Annotated in this window: 20 protein-coding genes; 11 read left to right on the forward strand and 9 right to left on the reverse strand. The window is 42.1% G+C overall.

The features are described from left to right. Positions 1-57: 57 nt before the first annotated feature. From ES754_RS08965 to tsf, 8 genes are all read left to right on the forward strand, one after another. Positions 58-870, forward strand: coding sequence for a crotonase/enoyl-CoA hydratase family protein (locus ES754_RS08965; RefSeq protein WP_147223829.1), 813 nt, complete (start codon positions 58-60; stop codon positions 868-870). A gap of 152 nt (positions 871-1,022) precedes the next feature. Further along, positions 1,023-2,285 (forward strand): multidrug effflux MFS transporter, encoded by a 1,263-nt coding sequence (locus tag ES754_RS08970; protein ID WP_147223830.1) that lies wholly within the window; start codon positions 1,023-1,025, stop codon positions 2,283-2,285. Between the two features lie 807 nt (positions 2,286-3,092). After that, positions 3,093-5,306 (forward strand): ATP-binding protein, encoded by a 2,214-nt coding sequence (locus ES754_RS08975; RefSeq protein WP_147223831.1) that lies wholly within the window; start codon positions 3,093-3,095, stop codon positions 5,304-5,306. A 20-nt stretch (positions 5,307-5,326) separates the two neighbouring features. Next, positions 5,327-5,689 carry a response regulator gene (locus ES754_RS08980; protein WP_147223832.1) on the forward strand — a complete coding sequence of 121 codons (363 nt, stop codon included), beginning with the start codon at positions 5,327-5,329 and terminating at the stop codon, positions 5,687-5,689. Positions 5,690-5,735: 46 nt separating this feature from the next. Next, the gene (locus tag ES754_RS08985; protein ID WP_147223833.1) at positions 5,736-6,185 is read left to right on the forward strand and encodes a chemotaxis protein CheX; all 450 of its coding nucleotides are present in this window, start codon (positions 5,736-5,738) and stop codon (positions 6,183-6,185) included. Positions 6,186-6,236: 51 nt separating this feature from the next. Next, positions 6,237-6,686 carry a chemotaxis protein CheX gene (locus ES754_RS08990; RefSeq protein WP_147223834.1) on the forward strand — a complete coding sequence of 150 codons (450 nt, stop codon included), beginning with the start codon at positions 6,237-6,239 and terminating at the stop codon, positions 6,684-6,686. A gap of 430 nt (positions 6,687-7,116) precedes the next feature. Beyond that, entirely contained in the window at positions 7,117-7,953 is an 837-nt protein-coding gene (rpsB, locus tag ES754_RS08995; RefSeq protein ID WP_147223835.1) for a 30S ribosomal protein S2, read from the forward strand. A 196-nt stretch (positions 7,954-8,149) separates the two neighbouring features. Beyond that, positions 8,150-9,034 (forward strand): translation elongation factor Ts, encoded by an 885-nt coding sequence (tsf, locus tag ES754_RS09000; protein ID WP_147223836.1) that lies wholly within the window; start codon positions 8,150-8,152, stop codon positions 9,032-9,034. 103 nt (positions 9,035-9,137) lie between these two features. Here tsf and ES754_RS09005 read toward each other — a convergent pair whose 3' ends face one another. From ES754_RS09005 to hflX, 4 genes are all read right to left on the reverse strand, one after another. Beyond that, the gene (locus ES754_RS09005; protein ID WP_147223837.1) at positions 9,138-9,959 is read right to left on the reverse strand and encodes a lytic transglycosylase domain-containing protein; all 822 of its coding nucleotides are present in this window, start codon (positions 9,957-9,959) and stop codon (positions 9,138-9,140) included. A gap of 352 nt (positions 9,960-10,311) precedes the next feature. Continuing rightward, positions 10,312-11,001, reverse strand: a complete 690-nt coding sequence (locus ES754_RS09010) for an LrgB family protein (RefSeq protein WP_147223838.1) — start codon at positions 10,999-11,001, stop codon at positions 10,312-10,314. Then, complete coding sequence (locus ES754_RS09015; protein WP_227677909.1) at positions 10,998-11,459, reverse strand: CidA/LrgA family protein; 462 nt, start codon at positions 11,457-11,459, stop codon at positions 10,998-11,000. Before ES754_RS09015 ends, ES754_RS09010 begins: the two co-directional genes overlap by 4 nt. Before the next feature lie 382 nt (positions 11,460-11,841). Further along, positions 11,842-13,275 (reverse strand): ribosome rescue GTPase HflX, encoded by a 1,434-nt coding sequence (hflX, locus tag ES754_RS09025; RefSeq protein WP_147223839.1) that lies wholly within the window; start codon positions 13,273-13,275, stop codon positions 11,842-11,844. 292 nt (positions 13,276-13,567) lie between these two features. On the opposite strand from hflX, the gene ES754_RS09030 reads away from it, so the two are divergent. Beyond that, the gene (locus tag ES754_RS09030; protein ID WP_147223840.1) at positions 13,568-14,383 is read left to right on the forward strand and encodes a lysophospholipid acyltransferase family protein; all 816 of its coding nucleotides are present in this window, start codon (positions 13,568-13,570) and stop codon (positions 14,381-14,383) included. Positions 14,384-14,500: 117 nt separating this feature from the next. Here the strand turns inward: ES754_RS09030 and ES754_RS09035 are convergent, their stop codons facing one another. Continuing rightward, positions 14,501-15,541 (reverse strand): NADP(H)-dependent aldo-keto reductase, encoded by a 1,041-nt coding sequence (locus tag ES754_RS09035; RefSeq protein ID WP_147223841.1) that lies wholly within the window; start codon positions 15,539-15,541, stop codon positions 14,501-14,503. 88 nt (positions 15,542-15,629) lie between these two features. Beyond that, entirely contained in the window at positions 15,630-16,127 is a 498-nt protein-coding gene (locus tag ES754_RS09040; RefSeq protein WP_147223906.1) for an FKBP-type peptidyl-prolyl cis-trans isomerase, read from the reverse strand. Between the two features lie 195 nt (positions 16,128-16,322). Between ES754_RS09040 and ES754_RS09045 the strand changes: the two genes are divergently transcribed. Beyond that, positions 16,323-16,973 (forward strand): DUF1294 domain-containing protein, encoded by a 651-nt coding sequence (locus ES754_RS09045; protein ID WP_147223842.1) that lies wholly within the window; start codon positions 16,323-16,325, stop codon positions 16,971-16,973. Between the two features lie 125 nt (positions 16,974-17,098). Here ES754_RS09045 and lspA read toward each other — a convergent pair whose 3' ends face one another. Beyond that, positions 17,099-17,695, reverse strand: a complete 597-nt coding sequence (lspA, locus tag ES754_RS09050) for a signal peptidase II (RefSeq protein ID WP_201538851.1) — start codon at positions 17,693-17,695, stop codon at positions 17,099-17,101. A 382-nt stretch (positions 17,696-18,077) separates the two neighbouring features. Next, positions 18,078-20,933 carry an isoleucine--tRNA ligase gene (gene ileS, locus ES754_RS09055; protein WP_147223843.1) on the reverse strand — a complete coding sequence of 952 codons (2,856 nt, stop codon included), beginning with the start codon at positions 20,931-20,933 and terminating at the stop codon, positions 18,078-18,080. A gap of 963 nt (positions 20,934-21,896) precedes the next feature. On the opposite strand from ileS, the gene ald reads away from it, so the two are divergent. After that, on the forward strand, positions 21,897-23,012 hold the full coding sequence (ald, locus tag ES754_RS09060) for an alanine dehydrogenase (RefSeq protein WP_147223844.1): 1,116 nt from the start codon (positions 21,897-21,899) through the stop codon (positions 23,010-23,012). 212 nt (positions 23,013-23,224) lie between these two features. On the opposite strand, the gene ES754_RS09065 is transcribed toward ald, so the two are convergent. Further along, positions 23,225-23,710 carry a protein disulfide oxidoreductase gene (locus tag ES754_RS09065; protein WP_420825356.1) on the reverse strand — a complete coding sequence of 162 codons (486 nt, stop codon included), beginning with the start codon at positions 23,708-23,710 and terminating at the stop codon, positions 23,225-23,227. Between the last annotated feature and the right edge of the window lie 47 nt (positions 23,711-23,757).

Genomic DNA, 23,757 nt, shown 5'->3' on the forward strand with positions numbered 1-23,757 from the left:
TAGTTATTATTGCTCTCTCTATACCTTTATTATTTTTCGATCTTAAGGACTGTCATCATGCATGCCGTTGCCACTCTCCAGTACCGGACGCTACAAGTTAGCATTACCGACAATATCTTAACCGTTACCCTAAATCGCGCGCACAAAAAAAATGCTATGAGCTTTGAGATGATGCATGAGCTTATCAAAGTTGCGACGCAGGTGAGCAAGGATAAGAAACTACGAGCCATTATCATTAACGGCGCTGGAAATACGTTCTGTGCGGGTATCGACTTAGGGGATTTAAACCAGCCTAAAAACCAAGCTTACGCTTTGTGGGAACTGGTTAAACCTTGGCAAAGTTTATTCCAGCGGGTATGTCTAGTGTGGCGAGAAGTACCCGTCCCGGTCATTGCTGTGCTAGAAGGTCATTGTATTGGTGCAGGTCTACAGCTAGCACTGGCTTGTGATGTGCGTATCAGTCATCCTGATTGTCAGCTGTCAATTATGGAAGCTAAGTGGGGATTAGTGCCAGATATGGGATTGACCCAATCGGCTTTGGGGGTGGTGCGTGCAGATGTACTAAAAGAGCTGGCAATGAGCGCGCGTATTATTAATGCAGAGCAAGGCAAAGATTTAGGTTTGGTGAGTCATTGTAATGACATGCCATTAGAGCATGCACAAGTGCTGGCTGCTGAGTTTGCAGAGCGTTCACCCGATGCGGTGCTGGCAAGTAAGCGAGTGATTAACGCCATGTATCAGCAGTCAGCAGTGACCCTTTATCAGGAAAAGATATGGCAAGTAAAACTCATGCTCGGCCGTAACCGTAAGCTCGCGCTTAAAAAAGCCAAACAAAGCGCCACATCATTCGCGAAACGGCAGTTTCACTGAGCACCAGTTGCATGAATACAATGTTCTATATTGGTTACTGCCGTCGTTTTTAGGTGAAAGGGGCTTGCTGAAGCCCATATAGCCATTGAAATATCTGTAGACAGTACGATATAACACTGTCTGTTATAACCTGAATATCAATGGTCTAAAATATGTCTGCTCCAAAATCTATCCTGCCCAATCAATCTACTGCCCAAAATCGAGTACGCTCCGCAGAATTACCCGTTGCATGGATTCTAATGCTTGGGCTTATTGTCGCCGTTGGTCCTTTATCCATTGATATGTATCTGCCAGCATTGCCAGCGATGGCGGACAGCTTCGGTGTATCGACTGCCTTTATTTCCAACTCTGTACCCGCCTATTTTGTGGGCTTAGTGTTTGGTCAGCTGTTTTATGGCCCCTTTAGTGACCGCGTTGGTCGGGTTAAGCCGCTATATATAGGTATGGTTTTATATGTCATTGCTTCAGTGATTTGTGCCACCACTAATAATGAATATGTACTCTTCGCAGGGCGTACCTTGCAAGCGCTCGGAGCTTGCGTAGGAGCAGTGGTTACCCGCGCTGCGATTCGTGATCGTCTTACCGCTAAGCAGACCGCAAAAGCTTTTTCCATTATGGTACTTGTCATTGGTTTAGCGCCAATATTAGCACCATCACTCGGCGCACTGTTCCTACGATTTTTTAGTTGGCATTCTATTTTTTGGTTTTTAGCGGCTTTTGGTTTGCTTAATTTAGTATTAACCAAATTCTTCTTTTTTGAAACCCTAACTGAAGAGAACCGCAACGTCAGGCCAGCTAAAGAGGTGTTCAGTCAATATTGGGATCTGCTTAAAGATACTACCTTTAACTACCCAGCAATTGGTGGTGGCATGTTGATGGGCGCAATGTTCGTTTATATTAGCGCCGCCTCTGAGTTGTTGATGGATACTTACGGCATCTCATCGACCCATTTCGGGTGGATATTTGGGATGAATGCGGTCGGTTTTGTGGCGCTCACTCAATTGAATCAATGGCTTACCAATCGCTTTCGTATTTTAAGTTTATTACGTTTTGGCGCAGTGATGCAGGTGACCGCTTCAGCAGGCCTCTTTATTTTAGGCCTTACTTTTGGTAGCGACGCGTGGTTGCCACTGGTATTAATCTGTATTTTCTTCTGTATTTCTGGGCTAGGCTTAACGCAGCCGAACGCTACCGCTATTGCGCTGGCCTTTCAAAAACACCGTGCTGGAATGGCAAGCGCCTTACAAGGCTCGCTGATGTTTTCAGTGGGTATTTTTGGCGGCGTATTATTAAATTTATTCCCAGTCAATCCAGTACTTAAGCTTGGCGTGACAATGTTTGTATTGATGAGCCTAGGTTGTCTGCTTATTTGGCGTATTGATCCTAACTTAGATTTGGATGAGGCGGACAGCTAGCCAGTCAATTAGTAAACTTCTTAAAAAATAGGGTGTATTAAATATTTAATACACCCTATTTTTTTAAAATACTTATATCAATTTTGGGTATACGCTTAATAATATTTATATATTGTGCACTTGTATTTTTTTCTATTTTTTACTCTACATAAATCTTTAAAGCGATTGTTTGTCATAAAAATATTAAGTAATCACTCATTTAACATTATTCTATTAATGCGACATATAAAGTGGACATTAAAATAAACTGATTTTTATCTGGTATTTTGAAGATAAGCATTGCTTTCTTAAAGAGAATTAAGTAATATTCGATGTAAAATTATGTAATAAAAATTCATAAATTTGTAATTTTAACTTACTTAAGTACTTCCATCACTGTTGCAAGAGTATCCCTTAAAGTAGTTTTTAATGTTGATTTTGACGCTATTCTTTCTCTTAAGAGTGCCGTTACTAGTTCTTACCTACCTTATTAATCTTCGATTGTCTTCCGCTCTATAGCGTTCTTTATAAAATACCTTGCTAAAGGTAAGCCATAAATGCTGTTTGCCATATGGTCAACAATAATCGAATCAGTAGTAATAGTTTCTTAATTAGTTATTATTATGGAGTTGTTGATAAATATTTATTAAATAATTTCAAAGCACAAAAGTAATATTTTAATAGTGAATATGTACATTATATTAAACATGATACCGCCAGTCTCATTTTAAGATAAGTAATAAAGTTAATACGGACGACAGGCAAGCTATCAATCATTTCAATTCTTTAATATCATTTTGATTGTTCCATTGAACAAGGAAGTTAGTTATGGAAGTGCCTTCAAGATCAAGTTCAGAAATCCCTCAAAGTCGTTATACAGCAATTATTGTCTCTGTCGTTATTTTCTTGCTGTTAACGTCAGGGGTTCTAATTACCAGTATTTATAACTCGCTTAAAATTCGTGATTTGCGGGCAGGTACTGCCTTGAGTGCCAATCTTCGAAGTGATATTCCAAGACTGACTCAAGAGATATATTTACTTAATATCATGCGCGCTCAAGAGCAGCCTACACCAGCGCTGGATTTGCAAGTAGATAAAATAACCCAGCTAACTGAGCAAGTTGATAAGGTAGTGACGACGCTTACTGAGGGCGGTAAGGTCACGATTCGTAGTGATGAAGATGTGTACAAACCTTCAACTCAATCTGATCAGGTTGAATACGTTCAGGGAACCTTAAACTTGTGGACTCCCTATAAGGAAGAAGCAATAAGCTTTGTAAACGCTGAGTCGGCTGTGGAAGCAAGCGATTTAGAGAATAGATTTGGGCAGGCAACGCAAGGTATTTATGACAATGCCACTGGCCTGACGGACAGTATCAGTACTGAAAACGGCAACCGTGCTGGTTTCTTGAGAAACTTGCAGATTTTTGGTATCTCATTTGCAATTATATATTTTATTATTTTCGTATTGTATTTTGTCCGTCGCTTGAAAGCGTCTGATGAAGAGCTGATCAGCGCGCGCCGCGAGACTCAAGAGATCATGGAAACAGTTAGTACCGGTTTGTTCTTGCTGGACAAAGACTTAAATATTGGTCAGCAATACTCACGCGCACTGACTAAAATCATTGGGGCGGATAAATTGGCCGGTGAGAACTTTGCTAACGTTCTGCGCGGTCGTATTTCTGATAAAGACCTGACGACCACGCGCCAGTTCATTGAGCAGTTGTATAACCCACGCGTGAAAGAAAGACTGGTCGATTCTCTGAATCCCCTACATAAAGTTATGTTACATGACACCTCAGCTGACCAAGGGACAGACAGTCGTTTCTTAGACTTTAAGTTCTCACGTGTTTATGAAAATAAAGAGATTGCGCGTATTTTGGTTAACGTGAATGATGTGTCAGATGCCGTCTATTTAGAACAGCGCTTAGAGAAAGAGAGCGCACAAAATGACATGCAAATTGAGATGTTAACCACCATTTTAAACGTGAATCCGAAAGTTATTAATGAGTTCATTGCCAATACCAAGTCGCATATCGACAAGATGAACAATGTTTTGAAAAACCCAGGTAGCTCACAATTTGAGCTTGAAGGCAAACTCAATGCTATTTATCGGGAAATGCACAGCTTAAAAGGGGAGGCTTCAGCACTTAAACTGCACAGCTTTACTAAGATTTCGTCAGATGCTGAAGACAAGCTCAGTGCCTTACAAAATCAGGGCAAGCTATCAGGTAATGACTTCTTGCCGCTAGCCGTACATTTGGATGAGTTGTTAAGCTTATCGAATACGATTGAAACCTTGGGTGCACGTATTAATCAGGGTGCGCCAGTTCCTGTGTCAAGTGTTCAGTCGACAACCGTTCCTGTTACTATTGATGCGCCAGTTGTCCTTGCTGCTGCTACTAACCCAAGCGTTAACCGCACGCTAGATAGTGCTGATAGCATGGATACCGGTCTTAGTAATCGTATCAATGCACAAGATACCTCTGACGCTCATCTGCTACCTTTTTATCAGAATTTTGTGACAGAAATTGCTGCAAGACAAGGCAAACGAGTGCAGCTTAATGGTGATAGCTTGTCGCATGTTGTGATTCCTGCGCACCTTAAAAAAGCGGTAAAAGACATCAGTATTCAGCTTTTACGCAATGCCGTGGTGCATGGTATTGAGGATATAAATACCCGCACGGCAGTTGGTAAGCCTGCTACAGGGGTGATTAATTTAGAACTGAAAAATGAGGGACAAAACGTCATCATGACCTTGCAAGACGATGGTCAGGGTATCAATTTTGAGAGCATTCGTGACAAGCTGGTAACGATGGGGCGCTTTAGTGCTGAAGATGCCAGCAAGATTGAGCGCAATGAGCTATTAAGGCAGCTGTTTTCATCAGGCTTTTCCACAAGAGATAGTGCGGATGAAGATGGTGGGCGCGGCGTAGGTCTCGACATTATCAAAGCCCAAGTTAAAGAATATGACGGTAAGCTCAATGTGAATAGCGAGTTTGGTAAAATGACTCGCTTTGTTATCACCTTACCTGCCGCTTAATTAAGGACAATAGATAAGTTATGTATAAATTAATGATTGTTGATGATTCCAATATTATTCGTAATCGCATTCAGCGTGCGTATGATTCGGGGAAGTTTTTGTTGGTTGCTACGGCAACCAGCGGTGTGAGTGCTATTGAGAAGTTCAATATTCACCGTCCGGACGTTATCACGATGGACTTGACCATGCCTGAGATGGATGGCCTTGAATGTATCGAAAAAATCATCGCGATTGACCCTGATGTTCGCATTTTAGTGGTGTCGGCATTGTCTGATAAGTCCACTGGTATTGAGGCGTTATCATTGGGAGCAAGTGGTTTTTTATGTAAGCCATTTTCAGAAGAAGAGCTTGTCGAATCATTAGATGAGCTTATGCAAGACTAACATCATCTAATGACTTAAGTAGATACACTATTAAAGAATAAAAACTATGAAAGAACAGAAATTACAGATTTTTTTGGATATCATTACCAACTATTTTAACCAGTTTGGTAGTGAAGAGCTGGTCGTTGATACCCCTTACTTATTAGAGAATAAACAGCCCAAAGTCCATGACTATACCGGTGTCATCGGTATATCAGGCGCACAAAAAGGCGTGGTGTATTTTTCAGCAACGCGTGAGCTATTAGCGCGTATTCTAGACAATATGGGCGAGCCCGATAAAGGCGAAGACAATCTTGTCGATCTGGCCGGTGAAGTCGCTAATACCATCGCGGGCAATGCTCGTAATGAGTTTGGCGCAAGCTTCCATATTTCTGTGCCATTAGTGTTCAAGGGCTCACCGCAAAGTATCATTTTACCTAAAGATGAACGCTCTTTTATTATTCCGGTGACATGGCAAGGTCAAGTCGGAGAGATTGTCGTGTGCCTGCAACAATAAGCAGTAAGCACATTCCACAGCCACAGATGATACGTATGGACGACAATAATTATGATTAATGTAGACAAATTAGGGGTGTTTTTAAGCTCAATCAATACATTCTTTGCACAGATTGATGGCTCACCTGTGGCGCTTGATACGCCTTATTTAAACAATAACACAAGTGCAGTAGGCTACGACTATAGCGGTATCATCAAGATATCTGGCCCGCTTGAGGGCTGTGTGTATGTAAGTGCCCCCAGCAATATGCTGCGTGAAGTAATAAAAGTCATGGGTGAGCCTGATTCATCGATGACAATGATGAAAGATTTGCTGGGTGAGATGGCGAACACAATTTCTGGTAACGCTCGTACGGAGTTTGGCGCAGATTTCATTATTGCCCCACCAAAGATAGTGGATGGCGCACCTAGCATTGCTTACTTACCAAGAGACCGCCACAGTTACATCACTCCGTTCAGCTGGCGTGGATATAATGCGGTGATTGGCATTTATATCGCTTAATCTAAACCAGCTATTTTTCACAAGAAGCGGCGTTGATACGGCGCTTTTTTGTGGCCTATTATTATGGTTCGTTATAATGTCACCAAATAGACTATTTAGCCTTGATAAATGGCTGGAGCTTAATAACGATTTTGTGGTAAAATACAGCGCAGCTATTTATTAAAACCAAGTTGATTAAAGCTACATCTCTAAAAATTAAGTTTAGACTTTTTTAGGTGTAGGCTTTATTTTTAACAGATAGCTCATATATAACTCAAACCAACCAATGACACACACATCATGGTAAAGAATTGCTGGGTGTTCGGCGACTTGATTAATTTGCAACGGTATGGTTTAAGGCTAATAAAGCATTAACCATCAGCAAATGCGTATCGCGGAATAGGCAGTTTTTGTGATGTGGAGGCATAACCCAACCAACAGGACATCTCAAATGGCTACAAAGAATCCAACACAAATCGAAATGCGTGACTTACTTCAAGCCGGCGCTCACTTTGGTCACCAAACACGTTTTTGGAATCCAAAAATGGGTCCGTATATCTTTGGTGCACGTAACAAGATTCATATCATTAACCTAGAGCACACCGTAAAAGCATTCAACGAAGCGCTAAACTACGTAAACGGCCTAGCTGCCAAGAAAAACAAAGTATTATTTGTTGGTACTAAACGTGCTGCAAGCGGTATCATCCGTGAGCAAGCTGCCCGCGCTGGTATGCCTTACGTTGACCATCGCTGGTTAGGTGGTATGTTGACTAACTGGAAAACCTTACGCCAGTCAATCAACCGTCTAAAAGAGCTTGAAAAACAAGCAGAAGACGGTACTTTTGCCAAGCTTACCAAACGTGAAGCGCTAGAGCGTACTCGCGATATGGAAAAACTTGAGCGTTCACTAGGCGGTATCAAAGACATGGGCGGCCTACCTGATGCAATATTTGTTGTTGACGTTGATCATGAAGCGATTGCAATTAAAGAAGCTAAAAATCTAGGTATTCCAGTTATTGGTATCGTTGATACCAACTCTAACCCAGATAATGTTGACTACATCATCCCTGCCAACGACGATGCTATCCGCGCCGTATCACTTTATGTGACTGCTATGGCTGATGCGATTATTGCTGGTAAAGAATACGCACAGACTCAAGCCAGTGGTTCTGATGCTGAGCAAGGTACAGAGCAAGCGCCTGCTGCACAAGAATCAGCTACTGAAACTCAGTCTGCTGAAGAAGCCCCTGCTGCTGCAACAACCCCAGTAGAAGAAAAAGCTGAATAATAATTGATATATAGCATTATAGACAAAAGGATGCCTTGATAGTTTGCTTATCAGTATCCATATAATGTGACTAACAGCATAATAGGCATGATGTGGTTTTACTCGTCATGCCTTATTATTAATACGCTGAACAGAATTTATTGAGCGCTTTTAGATATTAAGCACTTTCCAATATAAAAATACTAAGGTAACTCTTATGACACAAGTAAAAGTATCTGCCAAAATGGTAAAAGAACTGCGCGACCGTACAGGTCTTGGCATGATGGAATGTAAAAAAGCGTTAGAAGAATCAAACGGTGATGTTGAAACTGCCATTGATAACCTACGTAAATCAGGTCAAGCAAAAGCCGCTAAAAAAGCGGGTAATATTGCTGCTGATGGCGCGATCATTATCGCTCAAGGCGATAACAAAGCATTCTTGTTAGAGGTCAACTGCCAAACTGACTTTGTCGCAAAAGATGAAAACTTCACTAAATTTGCAGAAAAAGTAGCTAACCTTGCCTTAGAAAATAACGTAACTGACGTTGCGGCTATTGGCGAATTGCCTTATGGCGATGGTCAGACTGTCGAAGAAGCTCGTGTATCTTTGGTACAAAAAATCGGTGAAAATATTCAAGTACGCCGCGTTGAGACGATCGAAGGTAGCAACCTTGCGTCATATCGTCATGGTCTACGCATCGGTGTAGTGGTGTCTTTTGAAGGCGGCAATGCAGACACAGGCAAAAACCTTGCCATGCATATCGCTGCATTCAACCCTGTTGCTGTAGATGATCAAGACGTAGCAGCTGACGTACTAGCACGCGAAAAAGACATTATCGAAGCCAAAGCTCGTGAATCTGGCAAGCCTGATAACATCGTTGAAAAAATGATTGAAGGTGGCTTACGTAAATATCTAGACGAAGTGACGTTACTACGTCAGCCATACGTTATGGACAATGAGAAAAAAGTCGGTGACGTATTAAAAGCTGAAGGCGTTAAAGTATTAGGCTTTAAACGTTTAGAAGTCGGCGAAGGCATCGAGAAAAAACAAGAAGATTTCGCAGCTGAAGTTGCGGCAACCCAAGCAGCAGCTAACCAGTAATTACTGGGTAAACTGAGCTAAAGCTATCAAGCATAAAAAAGCCCGTTATTTATTTAACGGGCTTTTTTATGCTTGATAGCTTGGTATTTTTTAATAGATCATTTTAGCGTAAAGCGGCATAAGCGGAGTTGGCGTAACTGGCATTATTGTTACTGGTACCATAGCTGACCTGCATGGCTCCACTGACGTTAGGATTTTGGACAGAGGCATTACTGGCATTCATACTATTACCAAACAAGCTAGAGTCGTTTTTATACAAGCTGTTATAGCGGCTCATCACTTGCTTCACATAATTTCGGGTTTCTTTAAAGGGTGGGATACCTTTATATTTATCGACGTTACCTTCACCAGCATTGTAACCTGCTACTGCAAATTCTACTCTATTATTAAAGCGGCGCATGAGCCAAGCCAGATATTTAGCTGAACCTTCGATATTTTCAGAAGGATTCCATGCATTGTTGACCTTAAAGCGCCGTGCGGTTGCCGGCATCAGCTGCATAAGTCCTTGTGCGCCTACAGGGGAGCGTGCATTCGGATTAAAAGAGGACTCGGTATGCATCATGGCTTTTAATAGCGCAGGATCCACACCATGGCGCTGTGCTGAGTCGCGTATATAGCTGTCATAAGCATTGCGGCTATTACTTTTACTAGCGCTACTGCTGCCATAATTTTGGTTTGCAGCATTGTTATTACTACTGGCACTACTATTATAATTGTTACTCTGATAATAAGTCTCTCTGACTTTTTTGTTATATCTGTCAAAGTTACCACTTGGTTGGACATTAGTGAGTAGAACTTGTCCTCTTTTGTCCTTATAAATAGTCATATTAGCGGCTTGCGCAGTAATAGATAATGTAGAGAGAGCGACAGTGGTTAGCAGAATAGAGGACAGACGGTGGCTAAATAGGGTGGTAATATTCATCATATAGATATCACTTGTTATCAAATAATAGTAAAGCGCTTTGCCAATAATCGCGTTATCTGGCGCTACAAAGCGGTTACCGTGACTGTCTGGATGGATATAAATTCCCGACAAAACTCACGAAAGACACTTGCAATAGATACAAAAGATAATAGTTGCTTACTATAGCATAAAATAACTTTTAGCCCCATCGGATCGGTTATAAAGATAACTAAAACCGAATTTAATTTGTAAAAAAATTAAATAAATCAAAATATTAGCGCTATTGTCTTTAAAGGTAAGGGTATAAGGCGCAAACTGAGCTATTCTTGAGTAGCGAACTATTAGATAGGTAGATAAGGAAAAACAAGCCTATTTAAATGCCTACTGCGCTAATAAATATCGGTACCCAAACGGCAGTTAGTAGACCGTTAACCGCCAGTCCAAACGCCGCATACCGTCCAGCAGTATGACTAATTTGCCAGGCTTCAACTGTACCAAAAGCATGAGCGGCAAGTCCTAAGGCCAAGCCTTTAGCGCGGTCGTCACAGACATTCCGAAATAAGAATGGCGATAAGGTTGCACCAACGAGTCCAGAGACAATGATAATAAGGTTGGCCATCGCTAGTGGCGCTTTGATGAGGCTTGCCACACTCAGCCCAATCGGTGTGGTTACTGAACGCGTCGCAAAGGCAAGTAGGGTGTCATGGCTAAGCGACAACATATAAGCTAACGACATGGGCAACAATGCCCCAACCACGCTTGCAATCACAACAATAACCGTAAGGCGTTGAACGGGTAGACCCTTAAAGTTCATGGCAGCAAGTGGGATGGCTAGTAGCACCGTGACATAACCTAAGAGATAGTCAAATATCGGTTTAGCAACACTATAATAGTTGTTATAGTCCCACTGGAAAATAAACAAGAATACGACGACCAATACAATAGCAGTGATAACCATCGGTAGCCCCGGCAATCGCCGCGCCAGTATTCGTGCAGAGGCGTGCGCGGCTAGCGTTAATAGTATCGCTGCAATAGTAGCAATAATTACACTACCAACGCTCATGGTTGCTCCTTCTTATCAGTAGAATTATTAGCATCATGATTGTTAGTCGCAGTATTAGTTGCCGAATCAGCCGTGTTACTCAGCCAGCGATTGGCGAGTATGGCAAGTCCCCATAGCGGAATCACTGTACTGATTACTATCGTCAGCATGAATCCCAATAGCTCATCCCCTAATTCAAAGAGCAGTATGCCAGCGCCAGCGGAGACTGGTAAAAATGCAAAGCCACTATCTACCAATAACATATTACTGGCTTTGGTCAGCCAGCTTGGCAGCCCTTTGATGACTCGCCATGTCATCAAAATTAAAAACATGGCGACCATACCGACCACATTGGCGGCTTTTTCGATGCCTAACCAATCACATACGACTACTGCTGATTCACGTACCACAATGACCATAACCAGCGTTAGAATTATGGCAAGCCATAATGGCAATTTAGAAGAATAGGTAGCCTTCATAAGTAGTCCTTGCCAAGTTGACAACCAATAAGCGGTTCTTTATAAGAAAGAGTGTCGGGTTAGTGGCGCATAAGGCCATTGTTTAGAATGTCGTACTATAAATAGCCAGATACCAGATAAGAGTCATAAACGAACAATAGTGACATACGTCGACTGTATTTGCTCGCTTTGTTTGATTATATAGAGAATGGATAAACTAAGAAACCTTAGCTAATCTTTAGGTTTGACCGCAAGTCTTAATATTTTGGTTTGGCAAAGATTATTAATGTTAAAGAGTTATATAGCAGAAAGCTGTCAGTATTCACTAATGGCTAGCAAGTACCGACAGCCCGTTATGTCATTAAAGTCATGAATGACAAAGAAAGTAATTAAGCTTAAAGAGCTATGATTTAGGTTCAGAATCCATCACTGGTTCTTCTGCTAGATAACCATCATCCGTGAGTAGTTCCTCAACTTCATCTATCTCAGATTTTTCATCGTTATTACTTTGTTCAAACGGTTCTAAAATTGGCAATAATAGCGTTGCTTGGGCGAGTGGCAAGACATCGAGTGGTGATAAGTTCGCTTGGCCTAATAGCTGTTGTAGCCTATCGCTTGGCAATCGAATCGTTAAGCATTCATGACCGGTATCATCATAGCTTTCTTCTTGGATAACGCCCAGCTCGTACAAGGTGTTTTTGAACTGACCAGCGTTATAAGGCAGTGTCACATCAAAGGTCGTCAGCGTACCAGTAAGCAGTTGCTGTACTGCCAATGATAGCTCTTCCATACCTAAGTTTTCTCTAGAGGATACATAGACACGACTAGGCTGGCCTTTGCTTGCATAACCTATGTGTGCAGGCTCGTTGGTTAAATCAATTTTATTATAGACATTAAGCACAGGCACATCATTGTCAATCTTAGCTAAGACATCTTTAACTGCTTGAATTTGCTCATGCATATCTTCACTGGCAGAATCAATAACGTGCAACAGTAAATCAGCTTCTAGCGTTTCTTCTAAAGTGGCATGGAAAGATTCGACCAATTCATGCGGTAAGTGACGTACGAAACCGACGGTATCAACCAATACCACACGCCCAACACCTTGCCAGTCTAGACGGCGCAAGGTAGGGTCTAAGGTCGCAAATAACTTATCGGCAGCGTAGATATTCTCATCGACTAAACGATTAAATAAGGTTGATTTACCAGCGTTGGTATAACCTACTAGTGAGATAGTCGGCACGTCTGATTTTTGTCGTCTTGCCCGGCCTTGAGCTCGCGTTTGTCTTACCTTCTCAATTTTGGTTTTAAGCTGGGTCACCCGCACTTGGAGTAAGCGACGATCTGTCTCAAGCTGAGTTTCACCGGGTCCACGCAGACCGATACCGCCTTTTTGGCGTTCCAGATGCGTCCAACCACGGACTAAGCGTGTGGATAAATGGTTTAACTGTGCCAGCTCAACTTGTAGCTTACCTTCATGAGTACGGGCACGTTGGGCGAAGATATCTAAAATTAAGCCGGTACGGTCAAGGACACGACACTGTACCAATGCCTCAAGGTTACGCTCTTGTGAGGGCGATAAGCTGTGGTTAAAAAGCACAATATCGGCATCATGCTCACGAACCAGTTCAGCAATTTCTTGCGCTTTACCGCTACCGACAAAGTATTTGGCATCAGGTCTTTGACGTGAGCCCGTAACTAAGGCCAACGCATTGGCACCTGCTGAATATGCCAATAGTTCAAACTCACCAAGATCATCAGGGTCTTGCATTTGACGGATGTCTAAATGTACTAAAATGGCGCGCTCGCCGCCTTCTTGTCTTTCAAAATATTCCAAAGAGTATCACCTATGAATTAAGTAAATAAATCGCTGTTATCAATAAGATTCAGTATTAAAGCAGCGTTCAGATAACCATTAATATGCGGTCTTATGACTTGATATTAAAGGGTTTGCGCGAAATTAGTAATGGTTTTATGTTACAGATATTATTATTCAATCTAGTATTACAACTGTATGAAACTAAACAGAAATTACTATCAAGAAACTGAGTGAACAAATCGTCACTGGTTAATAAAACTTTGATATACTTATGGCGATTTTCAAAGATATTTAATCAAGAGGAATACGGATGAGCCCATCTAAGTCAGGCTTTTCAGTCAGAAAACAATTAGGTCGCGGTAAGCAAATTGCTGGCATGACCACCACTATTGCCGGTGGTATGCGCACGGCTCAACGTATTGGCGCTTTTCGGCAGCCCCCACGCGAAAGGTTACCACGCTATATTCAAACCTTTTGCCGTAAAATGGCAGGCTCTTTTGGGGTCAAAGTGGTGCAAGTCGAGCCCGTGCCGCAACATCATGGTTTATGGGTCTCTAATCATGTGTCATGGATGGATATTCCGGTGGTCGGAAGCGTAAGCCCCGCGTTTTTCTTATCAAAAGCAGAGATTGGAGATTGGCCCATCTTTGGTAAGCTGGTTCATGCCGCAGGGACAGTATTTATTAAACGTGGCTCTGGTGATGTGGGTTCAGTAACGACGCAAATTGCCAGCTTTTTAAATGAGGGGTTTTCGGTGATATTTTTCCCCGAAGCCACCACCACTGATGGCAAAAAAATTAAGCGCATTCACGGCACTTTGTTGCAGTCAGCAATTGATGCGTGTGTACCTATTCAACCAGTGGTACTGAGCTATGTTAATAAAGACGGCACGTTAAGCGAAGAGTTGCCGTACTTTGGTAAGCTGACCATGAAAGAAAGTCTAAAGCGGGTGCTAGATAGTAAAAATGTGACTGCCTATGTACTGCCTCTTGAGCCTCTAGATCCGAATGGTTATAGCAAAAGTGAGCTGACCAATATGTTACAGAAGCGCATGCAGGACGGTTTGGTAGAGCTGCATTCCCGAGTATTAAGTACACCCTCTGATGGACAAGCAACCGTTTTATAATTATTTTAGTTATTGATACAAACCGATGTTTATAAGTAGTAGAAAAGGCGCAAATCATCAAGATTTGCGCCTTTTTATTGGTTAAATAATTTGGTTTTATGAGTAGGAAAAAATAGCTTAAGGAGAGGGGTTTGGTTGTTGCATATGTACTGCTTCAATAGCCTCTAATACCTCTACACTTAAGGTGATACTTATACTATCAACATTAGATTGTAGCTGCTCAAGACTAGTTGCACCGATAATATTACTGGTAACAAACGGTCGTGAATTGACAAATGCTAAGGCCATCTGCGCCATATCAAGGCCTGCATCGGCGGCAATCTTGGCATATTGTGCTGTCGCCCACTGTGCTTGCTCATTGATATAGCGATCATAGCGGTCGTATTTGGTCAAACGCGCGCCAGCCGGACGTTTACCATCCAGATATTTACCAGATAAGACGCCAAAACCAAGCGGTGAATAGGCAAGCAAGCCCACATTTTCACGATGTGATATTTCGGCTAAACCGACTTCATAAAGACGATTAAGTAAGCTATACGGATTTTGAATGGTAATGGGCGCAATTAAGTTGTTTTTATCCGCTTCCCATAAATAGCGCATAATGCCCCATGGCGTATCATTTGATAACCCATAAGCACGAATACGCCCTTTTTTAATCTCATCATTGAGCGCCTGAATGGTTTCTAAAAATGGCGTTAAATCCTCTAATGACTGCGCTGCCATATCGCTATCATAACCAAGTTGACCAAAGAAGTTGGCTTGGCGTTCAGGCCAATGCAATTGATAAATATCAATATAATCCGTCTGCAAACGTTGTAGATTACCATCAATAGCCGCACTAATATGTGTCGCATTAAAACGACTTTCACCATCCCTTAAAAAGCTCATGGGCGACATTTTACTGGCCAAGATAACGTTATCGCGCTGCTTATTTTTGCTAAACCAAGAACCCATAAAGCGCTCGGTACTACCTTGTTTGTCTTTGTCGGGCGGCGAGGGATACATCTCAGCAGTATCCCAAAAATTCACACCTGAAGCCAACGCCATATCCATTTGGGCATGCGCGTCACTCTCAGTATTTTGTTGTCCCCATGTCATCGTACCCAAACAAATTTTAGAAACCTTTTCGTTAATTTGGGGGAGCATTTGATACTGCATACAAATATCCTTTCTTAATTTTTATTTTAGAAGCTATTCGTTCTATTTATTGTTGTTTTATCTTTGTTAAATAAGAAAACTTAAGAAATTACGTTAATTGAATTCCAATCACACCAGGCGGCGTTACTTTAAATATTTGAACCTTGAACAATACCGATTGTCCGGCGAGCGGATGATTAAAGTCCACTTCAATATCGTCATCATGAATAGCGCTAACTGTACCGGGTAAAGTGTTTTTACCTTTATCTTCAAACTCTATCAACATTCCAACCTCTAGCGTATCAGCGACCAGTGCAAATTGGGCGCTGCTAAAAGTCTGAATATTATCAGGATTCCATTCACCAAAGGCTTGTTCGGGATCAAGGTGAGCACTGCGCGTATCTCCGGCGCGCAAGTTCATCAATACTTGCTCGAACCCAGGCAAAAAACTCTCGTCACCGATGGTTAAAGTCACTGGGGCTTCACGGCTAAAAGTTGAATCAATGACAGTGCCGTTTTCGAGGGTGACTTCAAAATGCAATTTGACAAGACTGCCATAAGTGATGCGCGTGTCTTCATTAGGATTGATAAATTGGGATTCGGTCATATTTTCTGTAGTCATATTAGAAGGCCATCTATTGGTGAGGTTAAGGGGCAATCCCTGAATAGTAATACGAGAAATAATAAGCCATTTTTTGAATGAGATAAGCGTAAATAGTGTAACGACTATAGTTTCATTTAAGCGCTATTATTCAAATAGTGTAACATGTTGAGCAATCTAGAATAATGGTTTGAGGACAGCATGACAACCAAACAACAAGGCCATATCAAAAAGTGGCAAGACGATAAAGGCTTTGGCTTTATCGAAACAGAGAATGGCGAATCCGTATTTTTTCATGTGAGTGAATTTAATGCGCGTCGTCGCCCTACTATTGGTGAGCAAGTTGTTTTTACCACTGCTCAAGACAATCAAGGACGCATGCAAGCCAAACAAGTGCAGGAGCTTGGCTTCGTACAGCAACAGATGGCGCAAAAGAACCAAAAAATTCGCCAACGTAATCATCAGCGTAGCAATCAAGCAGACTTTGAAGCTGGACAAAAAAAACGTTTATTTCTTGGTGTGGCGTTTTATGCCGTACTTATACTACTTGCCTTTATGGATAAGCTGAGCTGGCTAGTAGTTGGTTGGTATGCAGTGATAGGACTTGTCACTTATATGATGTATGCCAAAGATAAATCAGCTGCACAAAGCGGCGACTGGCGAACTCCTGAGTCGACTTTGCACCTATTAAGTATGCTCGGTGGTTGGGTCGGGGCAATGGTTGCGCAGACATATCTGCGGCATAAGTCACAAAAATCAGATTTTCGGATGACATACTATTTAACGGTGGTTATTAACTTGGCAGGGTTGTTATTCATATTGGCAGGTAGCGATCTGAAAGAGTTTTTATAGATAAAAGGTAGAGCCAGTTATAAAAACGTCTACTTCATTAACTGTAATTAATTAGCATCAATAAAAAACCCGCTATAGAAAGCTATAACGGGTTTTTTATTGATGCTAATTAATACCAATTTACATTAGCTGCTACGCTTTTTTTCCAAAAATAACATATCAATGATAATTAAAGCCACACCAATACTAATGCCCATATCGGCAATATTAAAGATAGGATAATGCCAGACATCAGCACTGTGAATATGAATAAAGTCGATAACATGACCATGTAGTAAACGGTCGATTAAATTACCCACTGCACCGCCCAGTACCATAGCTAGACCTACGGATAGCAGTTTGGCTTGGCGCGGAGCTTTGATAAGATAGACAATCAAAAATAGCGACATTACTAGTGCTAGAGCTGAGAAAAACCACTTTTGCCAGCCACCAGCATCTGCCAAAAAGCTAAAAGCGGCACCATAGTTATAGGCTAGGGTCCAATTAAGAAATGGCTCTATGACCGGAACAGGCTCATGAAAAGTCAGCTTGGTTTCCGCCAGCCATTTTGTCCATTGATCCAGACCAAGCACCACAAGAGAGAGCAGATACCATACAAAGGCGCGTTTACCATTTGCAATCAGCTTAGGCGTTTTGATAAGACGACCTTTAGGGGTCAATGAGCTACCTGTCGTTACATGGGCAGGTCTAGGTGATTCTTTTTTATCAGTAGCATTAACCAGTTTAAGTGGAGTAAGGGTAGCTCCTGCTTCAACTGCTACTTCCTCATCTAGCTTTGGTTTTAACGGCTCATCAATTTTGACAGTATTTAAATCGGTTGTATCACTGCTATCTTCTTCAAGCGAAGTGGTAGCTAATTCCTCAACTATTTCCTCAACTATTTCCTCATCAAGCTTTCGATCTAAGGGCTCATTGACTTTGATAATATCTAAAGCAGTTGTGTCGTTGTTATCCTTTTCAAGTGAAATAGTAGCTGATTCCTCAGCTACTTCCTCATCTAGCTTTGGATCTAAGGGCTCATTGACTTTGACAGTATCTAAATCAGCTTTATGGTTACTACCTTTGTCATAATGGGTGAGGCGCTTAGGCGTGTTAGGCAGTTTATTAGGCATAGTGACGCACCTCGCCGTTACCGAAGACGTTAATGACACAGCGTGCGCATAGCTCAGGATGGGCGGTATCGACACCGATATCGTTACGCACATGCCAGCAGCGTACGCATTTAGTACCCTCGGCTGCAGTAACATTTACGATTAAGTCTGCTAGTTCATCCGTATCATTGTCTTGGTTGGTATTGCCATTATCTGTAGTAATATCAGCGGGTGCCGCACTCATTGGTTGTAAGGTGGCGCTACTGGTAATTAATACAAATCTTAATTCTTCACCTAATTTAGCTAGGCTGTCATGCATCGCCCCATCGGCATATAAAGTCGCCTCAGCAGATAAATTCGCGTTAATAAGTTTATTCCCGCGTGCGGTCTCAATATGTTTATTGACCATATCTTTAGCCGTCATAATGCGCTGCCAGTCATCAGAACTAATCGCACTCAGTTCAAACTCTGGGAACTCGTACCATGCTTGGGTAAACACGTAAGGATCATCAGTATTGTGCAGCACTTCCCAGGCTTCTTGCGCGGTAAATGACAGAATCGGCGTAATCCAGCGAATCAACGCTTGGGCAATATGATAAATTGCTGTCTGTGCTGAACGCCGCGGCATACCATCGGCTTGGGTAGTGTATTGCCGATCTTTGATAATATCTAGATAGAAACCTCCTAAGTCCTGTGAGCAAAACGCAGTAATATGCTGGGTGACTTGGTGAAAGTCCATCGCATCATAAGCTTCGATGATTTGGGCTTGAACCGTTTGTGCCCGCTCAATAATAAATTTATCGAGGCTAACCAATTTATTAATGTCGACGCTGTTGGTAGCGGGGTCAAAGTCATCGGTATTGGCGAGTAAAAAGCGTAAGGTATTACGGATGCGGCGATACATATCAATCGCGCCTTTGAATACGGTTTTGCCGGCATTCATCTCATAGCGATAGTCGCTAGAGGCAATCCACAAGCGCAGCATGTCCGCGCCTGTTTTATTAATCTCTTCTTGCGGGGTGATAATGTTGCCAAGAGATTTACTCATTTTGCGACCATTTTCATCGACCACAAATCCGTGCGTTAACACTTGCTTAAACGGTGGGCGCTGATACATCGCCTCAGAGGTTAATAATGAGGTCTGGAACCAACCGCGATGCTGATCTGAGCCTTCTAAGTACAAGTCAGCAGGATTGGTTAATTCATCGCGCTGTTCAAGTACTGTAAAATGAGTTGTTCCTGAATCAAACCACACATCTAAAGTATCCGTGGCTTTATCATAATCAACCGCTTCATCCCCTAAGAAATCTTCACAGCTGGCATCAAACCAAGCTTCAACGCCGCCAGCAGCGATTTTTTGTGCAGCGACTTCCATCAGCTCTAAGGTATTAGGATGTAGCTCACCCGTTTCTTTATGAGTAAAGAAAGCGATGGGTACGCCCCACGTACGCTGGCGAGAAATACACCAGTCTGGACGACCGTTAAGCATAGATTCGATACGGTTTTGACCCCATGCTGGCGTCCAGTTTACTGATGGAATATCAGCAAGGGCGCGCTCACGTAAGCCTTCAACCTCCATATTGATAAACCATTGCGGCGTTGCTCGAAAGATAATCGGTGACTTATGACGCCAGCAATGCGGATAGCTGTGTTCAATTTTGGTATGGCTTAATAAATGGCCGTTTTCATGCAAAGTGGCGATAATTTTTGGATTGGCTTTATAGATATGTTCACCAGCGAAGACTGCTGCTGTGCTTAAATAAACGCCCGTACCGCTTACTGGGTTTTCAACGGGTAAGTTATATTTAAGACCAACAATATAATCGTCTAAACCGTGACCAGGCGCAGTATGTACTAGACCGGTACCACTATCGGTCGTCACATGGTCGCCTAAGATAAGCGGTACTTGGCGGTCTTCAATAAGAGGGTGCTGAGCGCGTAACCCTTCAAGCTCGCGTCCTGATACGGTCGCCAATACTTCTTGATTGCTGAGTGATAGCGCTTCTAAAGCGGTATCGACAAGGTCAGTGGCTAATAGCAGATTGCCTTTTTCGGTAGCAACCACACTATAGTCATGCTCAGGATGCACTGAAATTGCTTGGTTAGCAGGCAATGTCCACGGCGTTGTTGTCCAAATGACTGCTGCAATACCGCCTTCAATAGCTGCGAAGTCAGCAAACTTGTCCGTCTCTAAAACATCAAAGCTGACATAAATAGCGTCGGATACTTTGTCTTGGTATTCAACTTCTGCTTCCGCCAATGCTGAGCTACAGTCCAAACACCAGTTCACAGGTTTCATACCACGGGTGACATGACCATTGGCATGGATTATAGCCAATGCGCGTACGATGTTGGCTTCTTGGGCAAAGTTCATGGTCAAGTACGGATTGTCCCAATCACCAAAAATACCCAAGCGTTTAAAGTCCGCTTTTTGCAGCTCGACTTGGCTACTGGCATACTCGCGGCACAGACCACGAAACTCTGTTGCTGAAACCTTTTGCCCCACTTTACCGACTTTGGCTTCCACTTTTTGCTCAATCGGTAGACCATGACAGTCCCAACCGGGCACGTAAGGGGCATCAAACCCTGATAAGGTTTTTGACTTCACAATAATGTCTTTTAGTACTTTATTAACGGCGTGACCCAAGTGAATTTGGCCGTTGGCATAAGGAGGACCATCATGCAAAATATATTTAGGAGCGCCAGTACGTACCTGACGAATCTTGCCATAAACATCATCCGCTTCCCACGCGCTTAGCCAATCTGGCTCACGATTGGCTAAATTGGCACGCATTGGAAATACAGTGTCAGCAAGATTTAGGGTATCTTTATAATCAAGGCTTAGCGTATCGTTGCTTTTGTCAGTCATAGAAGGTTTCTTTATATAAGGATAAGTTAAATATGAATATGAGATGTAGCAATGGTTTGAGTCTATGCAGTCTATAGCAGGAGCAACTGCCGTGCTTACTATAAAACCGTTAAGAATATAGAACTGTGCTATAAAAACCGTAAAAAACGTCTGTCATTATATGATAAAACGAGTGGGGTAAAAAGTACTGTTACCGCTGTTATCTATTTAAGGCAAATGGATGAGTAACAATAATAATAACCGCGCTTAACAATCCTATGATATTGTGCTAACTTAAGCGACATTAAATATAAAATTGTATTCTTAATCGTTATGATTAATGAAGCAAAAAATGTGCTAATAATATAAATTATCGTTAGTAGTTATCTTGTTATTAAGCGTTATTGTTAAAAGGCATCTTATCATCAAATGATGATGAACGCTTATACACGTCGTCTATCATTAAAAGACAGGTCATCACAACAAGGTGCACGTTGGTACTATATTTTATCATGCTGATGTTTCATCTCTCTTATAATGATAATCAGCAATTATACTAGTCAGTAATTATACCGAGCATAGGCATCATCTATCTGGTTGACATGAGTTTGGTTTTCTTTTTTTAACATGGCGTGGTATTTACTTTTCTTATATTATCGGTCTTTATATTAGCAGTCATAGGTCTCTGACCATAATATTTTAATGACTTTTATTAATAACGTCACTATCAGCAGCATTCATTGAGCTGCAATAGCAACAACAACCCACCTTTAATAGCTTTTAAACGCGATAAGCATTGCGCTGACATCTTGACGACTTTACTATTCAACCGTAACCATAATTGCCGTCTGCGTCTTAATCTGCTAAAACATCCGGTTTTATCCATGATTTTATAAGGATGAAGTCAGGCAGTAACCTTATTTTATGGTGTTTTAAATTGAATCTGAAAAATTACCCAGAGTAACCACCACGCAAGGAGCAACAATGAAAGTAGGCATCCCAAGGGAAGTAAAAAATAATGAAAACCGTGTTGGCCTGACCCCAAGTGGCGTGAACGCATTAGTTGAGGCTGGTCACACCGTATATGTTGAGACCAATGCGGGTGACGGTTCACAATTTACAGACGCTGATTATAGCGATGCGGGCGCGACTATTGTTAATAGCGCTGCTGAAGCGTGGGATGTTGATTTATTAGTCAAAGTTAAAGAGCCACAATCTAGCGAATATCCTTATTTAAAAGAAGGTTTGACGCTATTTACCTATCTACATTTGGCAGCTGAGCCAACACTTGCCAAAGCATTGTTAGAGAGCAAAGTAAACGGTATCGCTTATGAGACGGTACAGCTACCAGACCGCTCATTACCATTGTTAACCCCAATGAGTGAAATTGCTGGGCGTATGAGCACACAGATTGGTGCCCAATACTTGCAGTCTTTTTACGGCGGTAAAGGTATTTTACTTGGCGGTGTACCAGGCGTCCAAAAAGGTAAAGTAACCATTATTGGTGGCGGCGTATCAGGTACAGAGGCAGCAAAAATTGCGCTTGGTTTACGTGCTGATGTGACTATTTTAGACCTGAGCCCAACTCGTCTAAAAGAGCTGTCCGAGATGTTTGGTAGTGGTGTACAGACGCTGATGTCAACCAAATTAAACATCGCTGAAAGTGTTAAAAACAGTGATTTGGTTATCGGTGCGGTACTAATCCCAGGTGCAGCAACGCCAAAATTGGTGACTGAAGAGATGATTAAGTCTATGCAGCCAGGTGGTGTGGTGATTGATATTGCCATTGACCAAGGTGGCTTATTTGAGACCACCGACCGTATCACCACCCACGATGATGCCACTTATGTCAAACATGGCGTGATTCATTATGCCGTTGCGAACATTCCGGGCGCTGTGCCTCGCACCTCGACTATGGCGCTGTCTAACGTCACTCTGCCATACATCATTGCACTGGCAAATAAAGGCTTTAAACAAGCCTGTAATGATAATGAAGCCCTTGCTAAAGGCGTCAACACTGCCCAAGGTCATGTGACTTATAAAGCGGTTGCCGAAGCTCTGAACTATGATTATAAAGAACTTAGCGCATTAATCAGCTAGTTTTATTAACTGACTGTTTTTATTATTTAAGTCGGTTGTTTAATAAATAGTACGAATGATATAAGTTGAATGCAGTTCATATCAATCAAAATCGCACAATAAAGCCTGTTAAGTGAGTGTCTATACCAGTATTATTATTGGTATTAATTTATCATTTAGCAGGCTTTTTATTACAAAAAATATGAATGGATATTCTAATAATAACGGTCTGCTTACCAGACTGAACTCAGCCAAAGTCGCAATTTAAGTGACCATAATGGTTGAATGCCTGTTAACCCTTGGGTCATCTCACCATCTTTTAAAATCACATAGGAGGGAGTCACTTGTCCCTCCCAATCGTCAAATATTATCCCTTCTTCGTCGTTAATAGTCGTAAAAGTATAGCTATGCTCGTTTAGATAACTTTGCAATTCTTGATTGCTGCCAGACTGCACGGCAATAGTGACCACCGGATAATTTCCTGCCTCAGCCAGCGTATTCACTGAGGGAGAAGTGGTACGGCATATGGGACACCATGTCCCCCAAAAATATACCAGCGTTGGCTTATCAGCACTGAGACGTGCCAAATCAACCGTTTGCCCTTGGTAGTCAGTCAATTGCAACTGCGGATCGGCTGGCATAACAGGCTGACGCCACCAGTTAATCACAGTATAAATAACGATGAAAACCGTGCCATATAGCAGCATGGTCTTGAGCATTGATAACAGCTTTTGCGTTGGGCTTTTTTTAAGGTCGGGCTCAGCTT

The sequence above is a fragment of the Psychrobacter frigidicola genome, assembly GCF_007997305.1.
GTDB classification, from domain to species: Bacteria; Pseudomonadota; Gammaproteobacteria; order Pseudomonadales; family Moraxellaceae; genus Psychrobacter; species Psychrobacter frigidicola.

Excerpts from the sequence above, each read along its gene's own strand:
- ES754_RS09010 (WP_147223838.1), bottom strand. The coding sequence starts at position 11,001 with ATGAGCGTTGGTAGTGTAATTATTGCTACTATTGCAGCGATACTATTA.
- ES754_RS09045 (WP_147223842.1), top strand. The coding sequence starts at position 16,323 with ATGACAACCAAACAACAAGGCCATATCAAAAAGTGGCAAGACGATAAA.
- ES754_RS08975 (WP_147223831.1), top strand. The coding sequence starts at position 3,093 with ATGGAAGTGCCTTCAAGATCAAGTTCAGAAATCCCTCAAAGTCGTTAT.
- ES754_RS08980 (WP_147223832.1), top strand. The coding sequence starts at position 5,327 with ATGTATAAATTAATGATTGTTGATGATTCCAATATTATTCGTAATCGC.
- ES754_RS09015 (WP_227677909.1), bottom strand. The coding sequence starts at position 11,459 with ATGAAGGCTACCTATTCTTCTAAATTGCCATTATGGCTTGCCATAATT.
- ES754_RS09040 (WP_147223906.1), bottom strand. The coding sequence starts at position 16,127 with ATGACCGAATCCCAATTTATCAATCCTAATGAAGACACGCGCATCACT.
- ES754_RS09035 (WP_147223841.1), bottom strand. The coding sequence starts at position 15,541 with ATGCAGTATCAAATGCTCCCCCAAATTAACGAAAAGGTTTCTAAAATT.
- ald (WP_147223844.1), top strand. The coding sequence starts at position 21,897 with ATGAAAGTAGGCATCCCAAGGGAAGTAAAAAATAATGAAAACCGTGTT.
- ES754_RS09030 (WP_147223840.1), top strand. The coding sequence starts at position 13,568 with ATGAGCCCATCTAAGTCAGGCTTTTCAGTCAGAAAACAATTAGGTCGC.
- ileS (WP_147223843.1), bottom strand. The coding sequence starts at position 20,933 with ATGACTGACAAAAGCAACGATACGCTAAGCCTTGATTATAAAGATACC.
- ES754_RS08965 (WP_147223829.1), top strand. The coding sequence starts at position 58 with ATGCATGCCGTTGCCACTCTCCAGTACCGGACGCTACAAGTTAGCATT.
- ES754_RS08985 (WP_147223833.1), top strand. The coding sequence starts at position 5,736 with ATGAAAGAACAGAAATTACAGATTTTTTTGGATATCATTACCAACTAT.
- ES754_RS09005 (WP_147223837.1), bottom strand. The coding sequence starts at position 9,959 with ATGATGAATATTACCACCCTATTTAGCCACCGTCTGTCCTCTATTCTG.
- rpsB (WP_147223835.1), top strand. The coding sequence starts at position 7,117 with ATGGCTACAAAGAATCCAACACAAATCGAAATGCGTGACTTACTTCAA.
- ES754_RS09065 (WP_420825356.1), bottom strand. The coding sequence starts at position 23,710 with ATGCTCAAGACCATGCTGCTATATGGCACGGTTTTCATCGTTATTTAT.
- tsf (WP_147223836.1), top strand. The coding sequence starts at position 8,150 with ATGACACAAGTAAAAGTATCTGCCAAAATGGTAAAAGAACTGCGCGAC.
- ES754_RS08990 (WP_147223834.1), top strand. The coding sequence starts at position 6,237 with ATGATTAATGTAGACAAATTAGGGGTGTTTTTAAGCTCAATCAATACA.
- ES754_RS08970 (WP_147223830.1), top strand. The coding sequence starts at position 1,023 with ATGTCTGCTCCAAAATCTATCCTGCCCAATCAATCTACTGCCCAAAAT.